Genomic DNA, 14713 nt, shown 5'->3' with positions numbered 1-14713 from the left:
GCGGCCAGTCGCAAGAATGACCTTATCATCTGTGGTTCTCATAAACACAGAATTAGCCTTGGTATATTGCAACTCGTTCGATAGCGTTTTGTTAATACCCGTGTGCTGTAAAGTGTCTCCTGTCCCAATGGCCCCTACTGCCTGTTGCTTAGATTCTGGAATGATTCCAGCAGCGGTCAATAGCAAAACGATGGTGACAAAAAGACACCAAAACCTCTGAAATATGCCCATTTTGTTCATGTGATAAACCTCCCCCTTATTAGCGAAGGTTTCCCGATTCACAAAATTTTATACATGAAGATCAGAAGTTGATCCTCACGGGCATATAACAGAGGTCTTATTTAGACGTAATTTTGGTGTTGTTAACTACAAAAAATTAGGAGATCACACGATCAGCAATCTCCTGAGACAAGAGCTCAATCACTTCTTGAAGCGGCTTAGCTCCAATGTCGCCTTCCCCGCGTTTACGGATGGAGACCGTCTGAGCGTTCATCTCATTCTCGCCAACTACGAACATGTACGGCAGTTTCTCAAGCTGAGCTTCGCGAATCTTATAACCCAGCTTCTCATTGCGGAGATCTGCTTCAGCAGAGATACCACGGCGACGCAGCTTGTCTGTAACTTCCTTGGCATAATCGTCGAACGCTGTCGATACAGGAATTACTTTAACCTGTTGTGGAGATAACCAAAGCGGCAGTGAGCCCGCAAAGTTCTCTAACAGGAAGGCAACGAAACGTTCCATAGTACCCAAGATTCCGCGGTGCAGAACGACTGGACGGTGTTTTTGACCATCATCGCCGATATATTCCAATTCAAAACGTTCAGGCAGCAAGAAGTCGATTTGTACAGTAGACAGAGTCTCTTCTTTACCTAATACAGTTTTAATTTGCACATCAAGTTTAGGACCATAGAATGCAGCTTCGCCTTCTGCTTCGTAGAACGGCAGTCCAGCTTCTTCTACAACCTCACGCAACATCCGCTGCGCAGTTTCCCACATTTCGTCATTCGCATAATATTTCTCAGTATCCTTAGGATCACGATAGGACAACCGGAAACGGTAGTCATTAATACCAAAGTCACTGTATACCTGTTTAATCAATTCGATTACACGAATGAACTCGCCTTTAATCTGATCCAGACGGCAGAAAATATGGGAGTCATTAAGAGTCATCGAACGTACACGGTGTAAGCCAGTCAATGCGCCTGACATTTCATAACGGTGCTGGATACCAAGCTCAGCAATACGGATCGGCAGATCACGGTAGCTGTGCATCGAGCTCTTATAAATCATCATGTGATGCGGGCAGTTCATTGGACGAAGAACAAATTCTTCATTGTCGATAGTCATCTTAGGGAACATGTCCTCTTGATAGTGCTCCCAGTGTCCTGAAGTTTTGTACAGTTCTACATTACCCAGAACTGGTGTGTATACATGCTGATAGCCAAGACTTGCTTCCAGATCTACGATATAACGCTCCAAAATACTGCGCAATTTGGCACCCTTAGGCAACCAGATTGGCAAGCCTTGTCCTACCAATTGATTAAATGTAAAGATTTCAAGCTCTTTACCAAGCTTCCGGTGATCGCGTTTCTTCGCTTCTTCAAGCAGACGAAGATGCTCATCAAGCTGAGCTTTTTTAATCCAAGCTGTGCCGTATACGCGTTGAAGCATCTTATTCTTGCTGTCGCCGCGCCAGTAAGCACCAGCTACATTCATCAATTTAAAGACTTTAATCTTGGCAGTCGACGGCACATGCGGTCCACGGCATAGGTCGAAGAATTCACCTTGTTCATAGATAGAAATCACGCTATCTTCAGGCAATGCCTCGATCAATTCCAGCTTGTAAGGATCACCTAGCTCACCAAAAATTTCAAGGGCTTCCTTGCGGCTAACTTCTTTGCGCACGATCGGCAGGTTCTCCGAAATTATGCGGTCCATTTCCTTTTCGATTTTGAGCAAATCTTCAGGATTTAGAGGATGTTCCAGATCCATATCGTAATAGAAGCCATCTTCAATGACCGGACCTACACCAAGCTTAACTTCTTTTGTTCCGAACAAACGTCTAACCGCTTGAGCCATCAAGTGAGCTGTACTGTGACGCATAACCTCCAGACCTTCAGGTGAATCCAAAGTTACGATCTCTACCAGTGCGCCCTCTTCAAGGGGAGTAGATAAATCTACCACGATACCGTTCAATTTCCCCGCTGCTGCATTTTTGCGCAGGCCACTGCTAATAGAAGCTGCTACATCATCAATACTGCTACCCTCTGCGTATTCACGGACAGAACCGTCCGGAAGCTTAATACTTACTGACATTGCTAATTCCTCCTTCATATAATTAAGCCTAACGGCCCTTTAACCTTTGCGGAACAATAACATCCACGCACACAAAAAAAACGCCCGTCCCGCAAAGGGACGAGCGATTACACCCGTGGTTCCACCCAAATTCGATTCTCTCTAGCCTCCCTTGAAACCTCAAGCGGAGCAAAGATAGAATCCTTCGTAAGCATGGAGTAACGACCATGAACCGGCAGCTCTTACTATCCCATTGCAGGGAATTCAAAACCGCAGCTACAAAGGGGTAAATCGAAAGCAGGATGCCGGAGGAAATTTCAGCCTAAGTTTCCTCTCTCTGAACGGTCCAGAACAATCAACTCATATCTTCGTCAATGCTGTTAACGTGAATTATGGAGTAATTATAAATCTGTCCTCTCTGACAGTCAAGTCAGAAAAGGGTCCAAAATGATAGAAGCTCAGGCAGAAGACACACATAAGGACTGTTCTGGCAGCCAATACATGGATGCCGAAACAGCCCTTCTATGGTTATTCTTCTCGCCGTTTTTTTTCAGGTAAGCGGCCTGCACGTTTCAAAGACTCACGCAACAAGTATTCGATATGTCCGTTTACGCTGCGAAATTCCTCTCCCGCCCATCGTTCCAGCGCCTCATGCAAATCCGGATCAATCCGCAGTGGAAAGCTTTTCTTGGCCGCCATGATGCACCGCCTTAGTACAACGAGCCGGCGTTAATGACCGGACTCGCTCCGCGCTCCGACACGATCGCAACCATCAGATTATTAATCATCGCCGCTTTGCGTTCCTCATCAAGCTCAACTACGCCACTCTCTTTAAGCTGTTTAATCGCCATATCAACCATACCCACGGCGCCTTCAACAATGATTTGACGAGCGGACAGAATTGCAGATGCTTGCTGACGTTGCAACATTGTACTGGCAATCTCTGTGGAATAAGCCAAGTGTGTGAGCCGCGCTTCAATGACTTCTACACCAGATATCGACAAACGTTCTTGCAGCTCGGTTGCCAATTCTTTAGCAATCTCATCTGCATTGGCCCGCAGGGACATGCCCGATTCATTGAAGTTATCATACGGGTATTTACTGGCCACATGACTCAGCGCTGTTTCACTTTGAATTTCCACAAACGCCATATATTTATCTACATCAAAAAGCGCTTTTGCAGAGTTAATTACCTTAAATACGATAACTGCAGCAATTTCAATCGGATTACCTTCCACATCATTAACCTTCAGCTTGACACTGTTAAAGTTACGTACGCGGAGGGAAACCGTCTTGCGCAAACTAAATGGAATGACTGCAAACAAGCCACTTGTCACGATAGTCCCTACATATTGCCCGAAAAAGGTAACTACGACCGACTTATTGGGCTGCACAACCGTAACACTTGTACATAATACCCCAGCTACAACGAACAGAATGACTGGCACTGCGACATACTCTTGAACCGCACCATAAATTCCCCCAGCTAAACAAACTGCAATTAAGGCGAGAACCCAAAATCCACTGACAGGACGAAGCGTTTTCTCTTTCATAAAAGCACCCCCACTAGATATTCTTTTGATATGATTATGATATCACTTTTGGATAATAATGTGAATGGATAAAAAGAAATAAAAAATGAATTTATGTTCACATTTATATAAAGTTTCGTTTAAAAAGGCGTACTCCACACCAACCTTAGTTTGTGTAGTTAACCTTAGTTCATAATGTTCGTATACCTCAGCTCTATGGACACTAATGCTCTTATACGCCACATTTTCCGATATCCCCCATGCTATCGGACCACACAGTCGCTATTGCACTAAAAACCAGCCTATATGAAGCTTTTTTCAAGGAATAGCGTCGCTGGGGTCCGAATCCCGACTCAAAAGGCGCTGAGTCTGAGAATAAGGTCCACTGGGTCCGTACGCCCAGCGGATGATATAACAAGCGAAGATTCAGTTGTGTTCTGCAATGAGGCTTGCAAATGATCGTAATCCTAATCTTACAAAAAAACGCTTGATGCTCATTAATCCACTGAAGGATTAACAAGCATCAAGCGTTGATTAATTAATATATATTAGTTCTGCATTACAAAATCATTATCAATCTTCGCATTAGGATCATCGAACACCCGCAGAATATCATAACGTGTATTCCGCTGCGCTGGAACTTTGCCTGCTTCGCGAATCAGCTGAGTGATCGACTCGATGTTTACCTTGTAAGTCGCACCCGCCGAAGATACTACGTTCTCTTCAATCATTGTGCTGCCGAAATCGTTGCAGCCATATTGCAGGGAGAGCTTGCCGACCTCTGGCCCCATAGTGACCCAAGAAGATTGGAAGTTCTTAATATTATCCAGCACAAGGCGGCTGATCGCTACCGTCTTCAGATATTCCTCAGGCGTTTGTCTGTCCAGCTTCAGGTTGGTATTGTCCGGCTGGAATGTCCATGAGATAAAGGCCAAGAAACCTTCAGAATCATATTTGTTGGCAATACACTCATCCTGAGCCTCACGTACACGTAGTAAGTGCAAAGCTCGTTCTTCCATACTTTCTCCAAGCCCAATCACCATTGTCGCTGTGGTATTCATACCCACTTTATGTGCCGTCTGCATTACATCCATCCACTCGCGCCACGAGCCTTTTAGCCGGCTGATTTTGCGGCGTGTACGGTCATCAAGAATTTCTGCGCCTCCGCCTGGCAAGGAATCCAGACCCGCAGCATGAATTTCACGAACCACTTGTTCCAGCGGTAATCCTGACACTTCCTTCATCTTCATAATCTCCGCAGGAGAGAAGGAGTGCATTGTAATCTCAGGGAAACGTTGCTTAATTCCGCGCAGTATATCTGTATAGTAGCTAAATGGAAGGTTAGGATTAGTTCCACCTTGCATAAGAATTTCTGTACCATTAACAGCAATCGTTTCAGCAATTTTTTGATAAATCGCCTCATCTGGCAACACATAGCCTTCATCCGAGCCTGGTCTGCGGTAAAAAGCGCAAAAACGGCAGTACACATCACATACATTCGTATAGTTAATATTACGGCCAATTACAAATGTAGCTAATGGGTCCGGATGCCAGCGTTCCATAATAGTGTTTGCAGCAGCACCCATTTTCTCAATTTCGTTGCTCTCGAATAGTCGGATGGTATCTTCCAATTGGAGACGGTCACCCCGCAGGGCTTTATCCAAAATAAGATCTATCGCACTCATCGTTCGCATCCTCCTTTTAAACCCTTAGGGATATGGTAGATTCACAAAATCACAAGAAAAATAACGTTGTCGTCCTTTAGAGATAACAACCGTTTCTCATAGTAACATAAGGATAAAGTAAGTATGTAACTTATACCTTATATTTTAATAAATGAACAGTTCATTTCCTCATCGTATCACAATCTGAACAGCTTGAAAAACTTTTTACTTTCTCAGCAAGATACCATCCAGCAGAAAGAGTCCTTACATTGCTGCCTGCACCCGGTGAATCAAAATTCCTTGAGTCTGCCGGACACAGATGACGTTATTAGTTAGTATTTAGCCTTTGGAGCATAGTTATGGACTCCAGCGACGCTATTCCTTGACAAAAGACTCATGAAGGCTGGTTTTTTAGCGCAATAGCTGCTGTGGAGTCCGTTAACATTCCAAATGTGTAATAATGCTGTGTCTAAGGTCATCTGTGTCCAATAACGAAAAGGCCAAAAAGAAGAGCTATCCCAGCAGCCAATTCCCGGCTTATGAGACAGCTCTATTTCATCCTCCGTCTAACACCAGCTCTAAATCAACGGTGAGATAGATCCTCGATATTTTCCAGCAATTCAGTGCCGATCCGGGTTGCCGTTACTTTTACTTCGTTTCGATTTCAGCCCGCGCAGCCTCCAAAGCATGACCAAGATCAGCAATTAGATCCTCCGCATGTTCAATGCCGACCGAGAAGCGCAGCAATCGATCATCTACACCCACCGCATTCCGAATCTCCACAGGAATGTCCGCATGCGTCTGTACTGCAGGATAGGTCATTAGCGATTCAACCCCGCCGAGGCTCTCCGCGAAGGCAATAAGCCGGATATGACGAAGCAGAGGCTCTACGTATCTGGCATCTTTTAATTTGAAAGAAAAAATTCCGGTATTGCCCGAGGACTGGCGATTCTGGATTTCATATCCCGGATGATCCGGCAGGCCTGGATGAAACACTTCCGCAATCGCCGGATGCTCTTGCAGATAGCGGGCAATTGCTAATGCATTACTCTCGTGCCGTTCCATACGCAGGGCCAGTGTCTTCATGCCTCTCATCAGCTGATAACTGTCTGTTGGCCCAAGCACAGCGCCAATAGAGTTATGTAGAATCGCTATTTCAGCGGATAATTCAGCTCCTTTAGATACAATAAGACCAGCAAGTACATCATTGTGTCCGCCCAAATATTTGGTAGCACTATGGACTACAATGTCCGCACCTAATTCCAGAGGACGCTGGAAAAATGGAGTCAGCAGTGTATTGTCTACAATTGTGAGCAGCCCATGATGGCGGGCCCAAGTAGCAACGGCTGCAATATCCGTAACCATCATCAAAGGATTCGTTGGCGTTTCAATAAATATTGCCTTCGTATTTGGAAGACGTGAAGCCTCAAGCGCATCCAAATCATTCGTATCTACATAGGAAGCAGTGATTCCAAACTTGGACATAATTCGTTCCAACAAACGATAGGTCCCGCCGTAAAGATCCAGCGAAACGATCAAGTGATCGCCTTGCCCAAACAGGGTAAATATGGTTTGAATAGCTGCCATCCCAGAACTACAGGCAAAACCTGCATCACCAGACTCCAATTCCGCAGCCGCGTTCTCCAGTACGGAACGGGTTGGACTTTTGGTACGGCTATAATCGAAACCTGTGCTCTGCCCAAGCTTCGGGTGACGGAATGCCGTAGCATTATAGATAGGAAAATTAATGGCTCCGGTAGCCGGATCTTCTTGTGAACCTATTTGTGCCAGTCTGCTTTCAATCCTAAGTTTGTCGTCCATGATAAATGCCTCCTAAATTGTAATGTAGCGCTGATCTTAATAAACAATCGGGTCGATATCGTAAGGTGTCTCTTGATATACATAGTAATTGAGCCAATTAGAGAATAATAAGTTGGCATGTGCACGCCACACTGCAGGAGGTGTTCTTTCTGGATCATCTTTAGGGAAATAGTGTTTCGGCAAGGCCATCTCCATGCCTCTCTCCAAATCACGATCATATTCCCATTTCAAGGATAACGGATCGTATTCGGAATGTCCGGTCACAAATATTTGTTTGCCGTCGGTCGTAGCTACTAGATACATACCAGCTTCTTCGGATTCCGCCAGAATCTGCAGATCTGGATTGCTCTCAATATCTTCGCGGGAGACATCGGTATGACGGGAATGCGGTACATGGAATACCTCGTCAAAGCCGCGCAGCAATTTAATGTTATTTTGATTAATCGTATGGGAGAATACTCCAAAACATTTTTCAGGCAAAGCCACTTTACGAACACCAAAATGATGATACAACCCTGCCTGTGCCGCCCAACAGATATGCATGGTCGAAGTCACATTATCCTTGCTCCATTCAAAAATCTCTTTTAGCTCTTCCCAATAGGATACTTCCTCAAACTCCATTTGCTCTACAGGTGCTCCTGTAACAATTAGACCATCCAAACGGCGGTGGCTGATCTCGTCGAAAGTTTTGTAAAAGCTTCTCAAATGCTCAGCAGAAGTATTCTTAGAAGTATGTGAGCGTGGGTGCAGCAAGGTAACGTCAACTTGTAGCGGTGAATTTCCTATTAAACGCAGCAATTGAGTCTCCGTCGTTTCTTTAGTCGGCATGAGATTCAGAATAGCAATCCTTAGTGGACGGATATCCTGATGGAAAGCCAAACTATCATCCATCACAAAAATATTTTCACCGGATAGTATTTCTTTTGCTGGTAAACTGTCGGGAATTTTAATTGGCATTGTCTTTCCACTCCTTAACTGTATTTAGGTTATCTTGTCAAATCGCGGCTTTCTGAACAATAAAAAGACCTTTCTCGGAAAACGAGAAAGGTCATATCTACTGTCATATGCGCCTCTCTCATCTGCCAGAAACTTTTGGACGGGGTTTAGTCGTCAACAAAGTTCCGCAAGAATTAGCACCGTGCGTTCACACGCCGGTTGCCGGGTTTCATAGGGCTAGTCCCTCCACCTGCTCTTGATAAGATTTAGCTGTATTCAATTAAATTTCTTTAAAATTCACTTTAAATCATGAACCTCCTTTTCGTCAAGTCCATACAATGCTGAAGTAGCCTCAAAGTAACAATAAATTTGCTTGAAAGAGGCATACTCCGTTGTTATACTAGACAAGTATTTCATACCTGAACGAAAAGAAGAGGTGAGAAGAAGAATGGAAGGCGACCCGAGCTCGCAATTAAGTGTACAGAATGAGCAACCACACAGGATAATCATCAGCTTGCCGGCGGCGGGAGCAGTTCTTCTTCATGCCCTCGAATCGTCATTCGGCCTCTTGTATTGATTGTAACGCCGGCCAAGCTGATTTTTTTCTCTGTGCTTAATTAGCAGTCCCTGGTGAAGACCCGGGGATAGAAGGAGTGGAATCAGATGAAAATCCGGCTGGTGAATGCAGGGGTTTTTACACCTATTGATGAAATTGATGAAACATTGACACCCCCAACAGAAGGGTTCTATTGGATTGATGCAGATGTGGAGGATTTGGAGCTGCTTCAGCCCCTGTTCAACCTGCATGATCTCGCTGTTGAGGATTGCCTTAGTGAAGAGGATCAACGTCCAAAGATCGAAATATACGAAAGTCATTACTTTATTGTTGTAAACAGCATCCGCTTTGATGATGAGGAGATCTTCCTGCGGGCGCTCAATATATTCTTGGGCAGACATTATATTATTACTGTAACGAAACAAAAGATTCACGAGCTACGCGTCCTGAAGCCCATGTTATGGGAACAAGAGGTTAGCGAACCTGACCAATTCCTTTACCTGCTTATTGACCTTGTCGTAGATAATTATTTCTCCGTAGGTGACCGAATTGAAGCCCGGATTGAGAAGCTTGAAGAGGATATTCTAATGCATACCAAGAAATCTCATCTGAGTGAGATTATCGGTCTTCGAAGTGAAATCTTATGGTTAAAGAAGATGCTGGGACCACAGAAAGAGGTTATCAATACCCTGAACAAAAAAGACCTCCGTCTGATTGATGATCAGCTGCAGAAATATTTTAGCGACATTTATGAAAATGCAGTTAAAATATCAGAAACTTTTGAGACGTACCGCGATCTCATGGGCAACTTACGTGAGGCCTACCAATCCAGTATCGCCAACCGCGCCAATGAAATTATGAGAGTATTTACCGCGATTACAACGATATTCATGCCTTTGACCGTAATTACCGGAATCTATGGGATGAACTTTGATCATATGCCTGAATTGCATACGAAATACGGTTATTTTGCCGTGATAGGTCTAATGTTGACGTTAGGCTGTGGGATGCTGTATGTATTCCGCAAGAAAGAATGGCTATGAAAATAAACGGACGAATAGGTAAGACGAAGGCCCTTTAACCCTATGGTGTAAGGAAGCCTTCGTCTTTTTGATATGAGAAAAAGCTACTAGAAACTGGTCTCCATGTCCACTTTAGGAGCTTGCTCCCGCCGGAAACGAATGCGCATCAGCCGTAGACGTTCATAATAGCTATCCAGCCCTTCTGCTGCTGAAAAATCCTCCCCATACACCTTATGCAGCACTGGCTTTAGAAAAAGATCTCCTACCTCTACATAGGCATTCCATATCGCCTCCTGCTCATTCTGCGGCACATTTTCCAGTTCTACCTCGATCAGTTTCTCCACGCAATAACCTTCTCTTTCCAGCTCCTCTACCGCTTCAATCAGTTCGCGACGGTTCACTCCACTGTTCACCTTAAGCTGTTCTAACCCTAACCCATTCTCGATCCCTTGCAGCAGAATTCGCCGTAATCGCAGTCTTTCTAGCTGTTTCTTATATTTGACCTCTTTCTGTTTATAGAGCCAGGATACAAAAGAGTCCTCCTCAATTTCTTGGTGTACCCAATTCAAAGGAAAGGAATGTTCCCTTGCAGCCGTAGAGGTTATAGCCAACCAATCCGTACCATATTGGGCTACCTTTCCTTCCCCTACACCAGGGATCTGCAGCAGCTCCTCTGGTGTATGCGGCAAGAAAGTGCTTATCAAACGTAACAAACGATTGCTGGCAAGAATGTAAGGGGCTTTCCGTTCACTAGAAGCTCGGCTGCGGCGCCAAGCACATAACTCCTCATAAATAGCTTCGTTCCCATTATATTCACTGTAATATTGCAGCCTTAGCTGCTCCTGATTACGCCCAGCAAGGCAGTCTTCTTCATGAAATACGCCATCAATCAACGGCCGATAGCCATCCCCCATCTTCACCGCCAGCTCATGCCTGTAAACACAAAGCATTTCATTCCATGACCCCCCCGCGTACCACAAATGCTCCTGCGTCTCCTCACCGCCTGAAAAATCACGCCAGCCCAGGCTCCACACTCCTTCTTCCTCTCCAATCCATAGCTGAGCGAACACCTCTTGATCCACCCCAGATACTCTGGATAAGCGATTCATAAATACAATTTGCATATTCATCCCTGCCTTTCTCGTCTTCAGCAAGCACTATACCTACCGGGTCTGAGCTACTCTTCGCTGGTGTGAATCCCACACTGTCAGACTCGGAAAACGCAAAAAAGCACCCCTCTCACGATAAACGTGAAAGAGGTGCTCCCTCATTAAATGCTATACTGTTAGATCCTACAATACCATATATTTCCTAACAGTCAATATCTTTTTATACTAGTTTCTTGCCAAAGCTAAGGTTGCCAGTCCAATCGCACCTGCAAGTCCTGCATTATCTCCAAGCTGCGGTGGCACAACGTAATTATCAATATCGGTATTGAGCGCTGGATGCTGAACATAACCTTTAAGCAGCTCTTGCAGCTTAGTACGGATTAGCGGGAACAAGTGGCTTTGCTTCATGACACCACCGCCCATTACGATTTTTTCGGGAGACAGAATCAGCACGTAATTCATAAGTGCATGTGCAAGATAATGAGCTTCCATGTCCCAAGCTGGATGATCTACAGGCAGCTCGCCTGCTGGTTGCCCCCAGCGTTTGCCAATCCCCGGACCTGCGGCTAACCCTTCAAGGCAATCGCCATGATAAGGGCAGTAGCCCTCAAACGTGTCCTCTGGATGTCTGCGAACTAGAATATGTCCCATCTCAGGATGAGACAATCCATGCACCATCTGACCTCCAACAACTGCTCCCGCTCCAATGCCTGTCCCAACCGTAATATAAAGGCAGCTGTCCAGACCTTTAGCCGCTCCCCATTTACTTTCCGCAAGCGCTGCACCATTCACATCCGTATCAAAACCGATCGGCACGTTAAATTGCTCAGCCATGGTACCTACCAAATTATATTGTCCCCAATGAGGTTTTGGTGTCGTTGTTATGTAACCATAAGTAGGGCTGTCCAGCACGGGATCAATCGGTCCAAACGATCCAATACCAAAAGCTTCTACATTCTTCCCATTAAAATAGTCGATTACGAGTCCCATCGTTTCTTCCGGTGTTGTTGTCGGAAAGCTAACTCGGTCCAGAATGGTACCGTCCTCATAACCAATTCCGCATACAAACTTCGTTCCACCTGCTTCAATCGCTCCCAATAACTTCATAGCAACTATCTCCCTTCTCCATTAAGCAATAATCCGCCATCCAGTGTAAAAATAAAAAATAATATAAAATAAAACAATCAACAGCCCTTATTATACGTTGGATGAAGCGCTATCACAATAATAAAACTCCCTTCATGCTATTTTGCATGAAGGGAGACTATTGTTAACCCAGATCACCTAACTCAATCTGTACAATTCCCCGTTCGTCCTGCACCTCAGCGATCAAATGCATCAGGCTGCCAAATTCCAGTTCTTGAAATTTACGCGCGGCTGTTTCCCGCTGTAATTGCCATAAAGCTTCTGCCAGCTCACAGACCACAGGCACATCACAACGGATTTCAGCCAGCTCTCTTGATAGATGCAGCATATCAAGGTCGGCTTCAATTTTGGACCGTACACCTTTGGGGAGCAAGTGAAGGTTCTCAATTACACCTTCAACTGTACCGTATTCCGTTAACAGCTTCAGCGCGGTTTTCTCACCAATCCCTTTTACACCAGGGTAATTATCACTTGTATCGCCCATAAAGCCCTTCAGGTCAATAACCTGTCTAGGAGTTAGACCTTTATCCTCAAGCAATTCTGCAAGGTCATAAACTTTATAGTTGGAGCGTCCTTTTTTCATAATGACGACCTTAACATTCTCATCAATAAGCTGCAGCATATCATGGTCACCCGTCAGAATGTAAACCTCAGAATTATCGCTGTAACAGGATGCTAGCGTACCAATGCAATCATCTGCTTCATAGCCGGCAAGACCGATGTTTGGCACACCTAGCTCAGCCACTACTTCTTTTACTAGATCGAATTGCGGAATTAATTCCAGCGGAGCTTCGATCCGGTTGGATTTATATCCATCATATTTCTCGGTACGGAACGTTCCTTTACCCATATCCCAGCAGCATACGACATGAGAAGGCTCAAACGCACTTACTGCATCAAAAAAATACTGCAAAAATCCATATACCGCATTCGTCGGTAAACCTTCTTTTGTCTTGCGAATATATCCTCCATAAGAGGTCGCATAAAAGGCCCGGAACAGCAGAGCCATTCCATCTACAAGCATTACCCGGCCCGTTGTATCTGTTCTCACTTATAAACCTCTCCCTTGATCGTTGTATTGATATTAAACATTAGTCCAAGTATCAGCATATTGGTCTTCTTTGAAGCCCACCGTAACTTTAACTCCATCGGTGACAATCGGACGTTTGATCAGCATCCCGTGGCTTGAGAGCAGTTCTAACTTCTCCTGTTCCGTAAGCTGGGGCAGCTTGTCCTTCAAACCTAATGATTTATATACTTCACCGCTTGTATTAAAAAACTTCTTCAGCTCAAGGCCGCTGTTCGCGAGTAGCTCACGCAGCTCGTCCACCGTAGGTGGCTGCTCTGCGATGTGCTGAAGCTCCAGCTCATGACCTTGTCCCTGCAACCATTTCACTGCGCTGCGGCAGGTGCTGCATTTGGGATATTGATATACTTTTAATTTGCTCATGCTGTGCTCCTTTAATAATCGGCTAATAATATCGTAACTACGGAGAATGTCTGGACTTCCGGCCGCTGTTGTCTACAGATTTCTTCAATTTTACCGTTAAACACGGTTGAAATCCGAGGAAAAAGGCGGTCGCTATCGCTCCTACAGTTCCAATCTTCCCCTTCGCCACTCCATCGCCTGAATCATAATTTTATCACAAATCCGCTGTCGGACCTTGCTCCAATATTTTCTCCAAGTCTGCCATGTCAGGTGGCAACGGGGCTTCGAAAATCATTTCTTGCAGAAGCACCGGGTGCTTGAACGTTAGACGGACTGCATGCAGTGCCTGACGCGGTATGGAAGAATCGAGTGCTGCAACGGTCTCCAATTGCTCGCTTTGAGTAGAAGTCAATTCTGGTAGATTGTACAGCTCATGACGGTACATGCTGTCCCCAATCAGCGGACAGCCGATGGAGGTCATATGGACCCGAATCTGATGCGTACGCCCACTCTCCAGCTTTAGTTCAACTCTAGAGCCAGCTGAATACACCTGCTTAACCTCATATCGGGTTAGAGAAGGATATCCATCCGGTGTCACGATACGCCGATGTGGCTCTTCAGGATCACGGTCGATAGGGCCGTCGATATCACCGGATAACTCCGCAGGAACCCCATGAACAAATGCAGCGTAACGCTTATCCACAGTACCGGCAATCATTTGCTCGGAAATATGCTGATGGCTGTAAGGATTTTTGGCGATCACTAACACACCGGAGGTCTCCTGATCCAGACGGTGAACAGGCCGGAAACGGAAGCGTTCATTCTTCTGCGCCCAATAATAAACCACGCCATTGGCAAGCGTGTCGGTGTAATGTCCATGAGTTGGATGAACTATAATTCCCGCTGCCTTGTTAACCACTAGCAGATGTTCATCTTCAAATAAAATCTCAAATGGAATCGGCTGCGGCAAAATATCATCCGAAGTCTCCGTTTCCATGCGAATCTGCACAGTATCTCCTGCCTTAACATGTACACTAATGTACACACGTTCACCGTTTAATGTAATCCCTTGCTCCGTCTGCTTCAGGCGAGAGAGCAGCTTGCGTGAGACATCCATCCGTTTGTGCAGGATGGTCTTCAGCAGGAAGTCATCCTCTTCAGGCGGTATGATATAAGTAATGGGTGAATAATAGCTTGTCATA

General features: G+C 45.2%; 12 protein-coding genes and 1 riboswitch. Of the genes, 1 reads left to right on the top strand and 11 read right to left on the bottom strand.

What is annotated here, in order from left to right; genetic code table 11:
* Positions 1-376: 376 nt before the first annotated feature.
* From thrS to metA, 6 genes are all read right to left on the bottom strand, one after another.
* The gene (thrS, locus tag MHH60_RS25115; protein ID WP_076135889.1) at positions 377-2317 is read right to left on the bottom strand and encodes a threonine--tRNA ligase; all 1941 of its coding nucleotides are present in this window, start codon (positions 2315-2317) and stop codon (positions 377-379) included.
* Positions 2318-2824: 507 nt separating this feature from the next.
* Positions 2825-2995, bottom strand: coding sequence for a toxin-antitoxin system HicB family antitoxin (locus MHH60_RS25110; protein WP_036684471.1), 171 nt, complete (start codon positions 2993-2995; stop codon positions 2825-2827).
* An 11-nt stretch (positions 2996-3006) separates the two neighbouring features.
* Positions 3007-3849 carry an SPFH domain-containing protein gene (locus MHH60_RS25105; protein WP_076135891.1) on the bottom strand — a complete coding sequence of 281 codons (843 nt, stop codon included), beginning with the start codon at positions 3847-3849 and terminating at the stop codon, positions 3007-3009.
* Between the two features lie 527 nt (positions 3850-4376).
* A complete protein-coding gene (mqnC, locus tag MHH60_RS25100; RefSeq protein ID WP_036684474.1) occupies positions 4377-5513 on the bottom strand; it encodes a cyclic dehypoxanthinyl futalosine synthase in 1137 nt (378 codons plus the stop codon).
* Positions 5514-6140: 627 nt separating this feature from the next.
* Positions 6141-7313: a PLP-dependent transferase gene (locus MHH60_RS25095; protein ID WP_076103991.1), complete on the bottom strand. Its 1173-nt coding sequence runs from the start codon at positions 7311-7313 to the stop codon at positions 6141-6143.
* A 36-nt stretch (positions 7314-7349) separates the two neighbouring features.
* On the bottom strand, positions 7350-8270 hold the full coding sequence (metA, locus tag MHH60_RS25090) for a homoserine O-acetyltransferase MetA (protein ID WP_076126410.1): 921 nt from the start codon (positions 8268-8270) through the stop codon (positions 7350-7352).
* 115 nt (positions 8271-8385) lie between these two features.
* Positions 8386-8515: riboswitch (SAM riboswitch) on the bottom strand.
* A gap of 397 nt (positions 8516-8912) precedes the next feature.
* Between metA and corA the strand changes: the two genes are divergently transcribed.
* Positions 8913-9848, top strand: a complete 936-nt coding sequence (gene corA, locus MHH60_RS25085) for a magnesium/cobalt transporter CorA (RefSeq protein WP_036684479.1) — start codon at positions 8913-8915, stop codon at positions 9846-9848.
* 86 nt (positions 9849-9934) lie between these two features.
* Here corA and MHH60_RS25080 read toward each other — a convergent pair whose 3' ends face one another.
* The 5 genes from MHH60_RS25080 to MHH60_RS25060 all read right to left on the bottom strand — a co-directional run bounded on the left by MHH60_RS25080 (position 9935) and on the right by MHH60_RS25060 (position 14712).
* Positions 9935-10951 carry an HRDC domain-containing protein gene (locus MHH60_RS25080; RefSeq protein WP_076135937.1) on the bottom strand — a complete coding sequence of 339 codons (1017 nt, stop codon included), beginning with the start codon at positions 10949-10951 and terminating at the stop codon, positions 9935-9937.
* Between the two features lie 210 nt (positions 10952-11161).
* Entirely contained in the window at positions 11162-12043 is an 882-nt protein-coding gene (locus MHH60_RS25075) for an ROK family protein (protein WP_051491338.1), read from the bottom strand.
* Positions 12044-12206: 163 nt separating this feature from the next.
* Entirely contained in the window at positions 12207-13106 is a 900-nt protein-coding gene (locus MHH60_RS25070) for a 5'-3' exonuclease (RefSeq protein WP_076135939.1), read from the bottom strand.
* Between the two features lie 60 nt (positions 13107-13166).
* The gene (locus MHH60_RS25065) at positions 13167-13532 is read right to left on the bottom strand and encodes an arsenate reductase family protein (protein WP_038569540.1); all 366 of its coding nucleotides are present in this window, start codon (positions 13530-13532) and stop codon (positions 13167-13169) included.
* A gap of 193 nt (positions 13533-13725) precedes the next feature.
* Positions 13726-14712 (bottom strand): RluA family pseudouridine synthase, encoded by a 987-nt coding sequence (locus tag MHH60_RS25060; protein ID WP_076135893.1) that lies wholly within the window; start codon positions 14710-14712, stop codon positions 13726-13728.
* Position 14713 lies beyond the last annotated feature (1 nt).

It is taken from the genome of Paenibacillus sp. FSL H7-0716, from assembly GCF_038002705.1.
In the GTDB taxonomy this organism is placed as follows: Bacteria; Bacillota; Bacilli; order Paenibacillales; family Paenibacillaceae; genus Paenibacillus_AQ; species Paenibacillus_AQ odorifer.
Note: the sequence above shows the minus strand (reverse complement) of the source record. Positions and strands in the feature narration are given on the sequence as shown.

Coding starts and splice junctions, on each gene's coding strand:
- MHH60_RS25060 (WP_076135893.1), bottom strand. CDS start 14,712: ATGACAAGCTATTATTCACCCATTACTTATATCATACCGCCTGAAGAG.
- MHH60_RS25105 (WP_076135891.1), bottom strand. CDS start 3,849: ATGAAAGAGAAAACGCTTCGTCCTGTCAGTGGATTTTGGGTTCTCGCC.
- MHH60_RS25080 (WP_076135937.1), bottom strand. CDS start 10,951: ATGCAAATTGTATTTATGAATCGCTTATCCAGAGTATCTGGGGTGGAT.
- thrS (WP_076135889.1), bottom strand. CDS start 2,317: ATGTCAGTAAGTATTAAGCTTCCGGACGGTTCTGTCCGTGAATACGCA.
- corA (WP_036684479.1), top strand. CDS start 8,913: ATGAAAATCCGGCTGGTGAATGCAGGGGTTTTTACACCTATTGATGAA.
- MHH60_RS25065 (WP_038569540.1), bottom strand. CDS start 13,532: ATGAGCAAATTAAAAGTATATCAATATCCCAAATGCAGCACCTGCCGC.
- metA (WP_076126410.1), bottom strand. CDS start 8,270: ATGCCAATTAAAATTCCCGACAGTTTACCAGCAAAAGAAATACTATCC.
- mqnC (WP_036684474.1), bottom strand. CDS start 5,513: ATGAGTGCGATAGATCTTATTTTGGATAAAGCCCTGCGGGGTGACCGT.
- MHH60_RS25095 (WP_076103991.1), bottom strand. CDS start 7,313: ATGGACGACAAACTTAGGATTGAAAGCAGACTGGCACAAATAGGTTCA.
- MHH60_RS25075 (WP_051491338.1), bottom strand. CDS start 12,043: ATGAAGTTATTGGGAGCGATTGAAGCAGGTGGAACGAAGTTTGTATGC.
- MHH60_RS25110 (WP_036684471.1), bottom strand. CDS start 2,995: ATGGCGGCCAAGAAAAGCTTTCCACTGCGGATTGATCCGGATTTGCAT.
- MHH60_RS25070 (WP_076135939.1), bottom strand. CDS start 13,106: ATGCTTGTAGATGGAATGGCTCTGCTGTTCCGGGCCTTTTATGCGACC.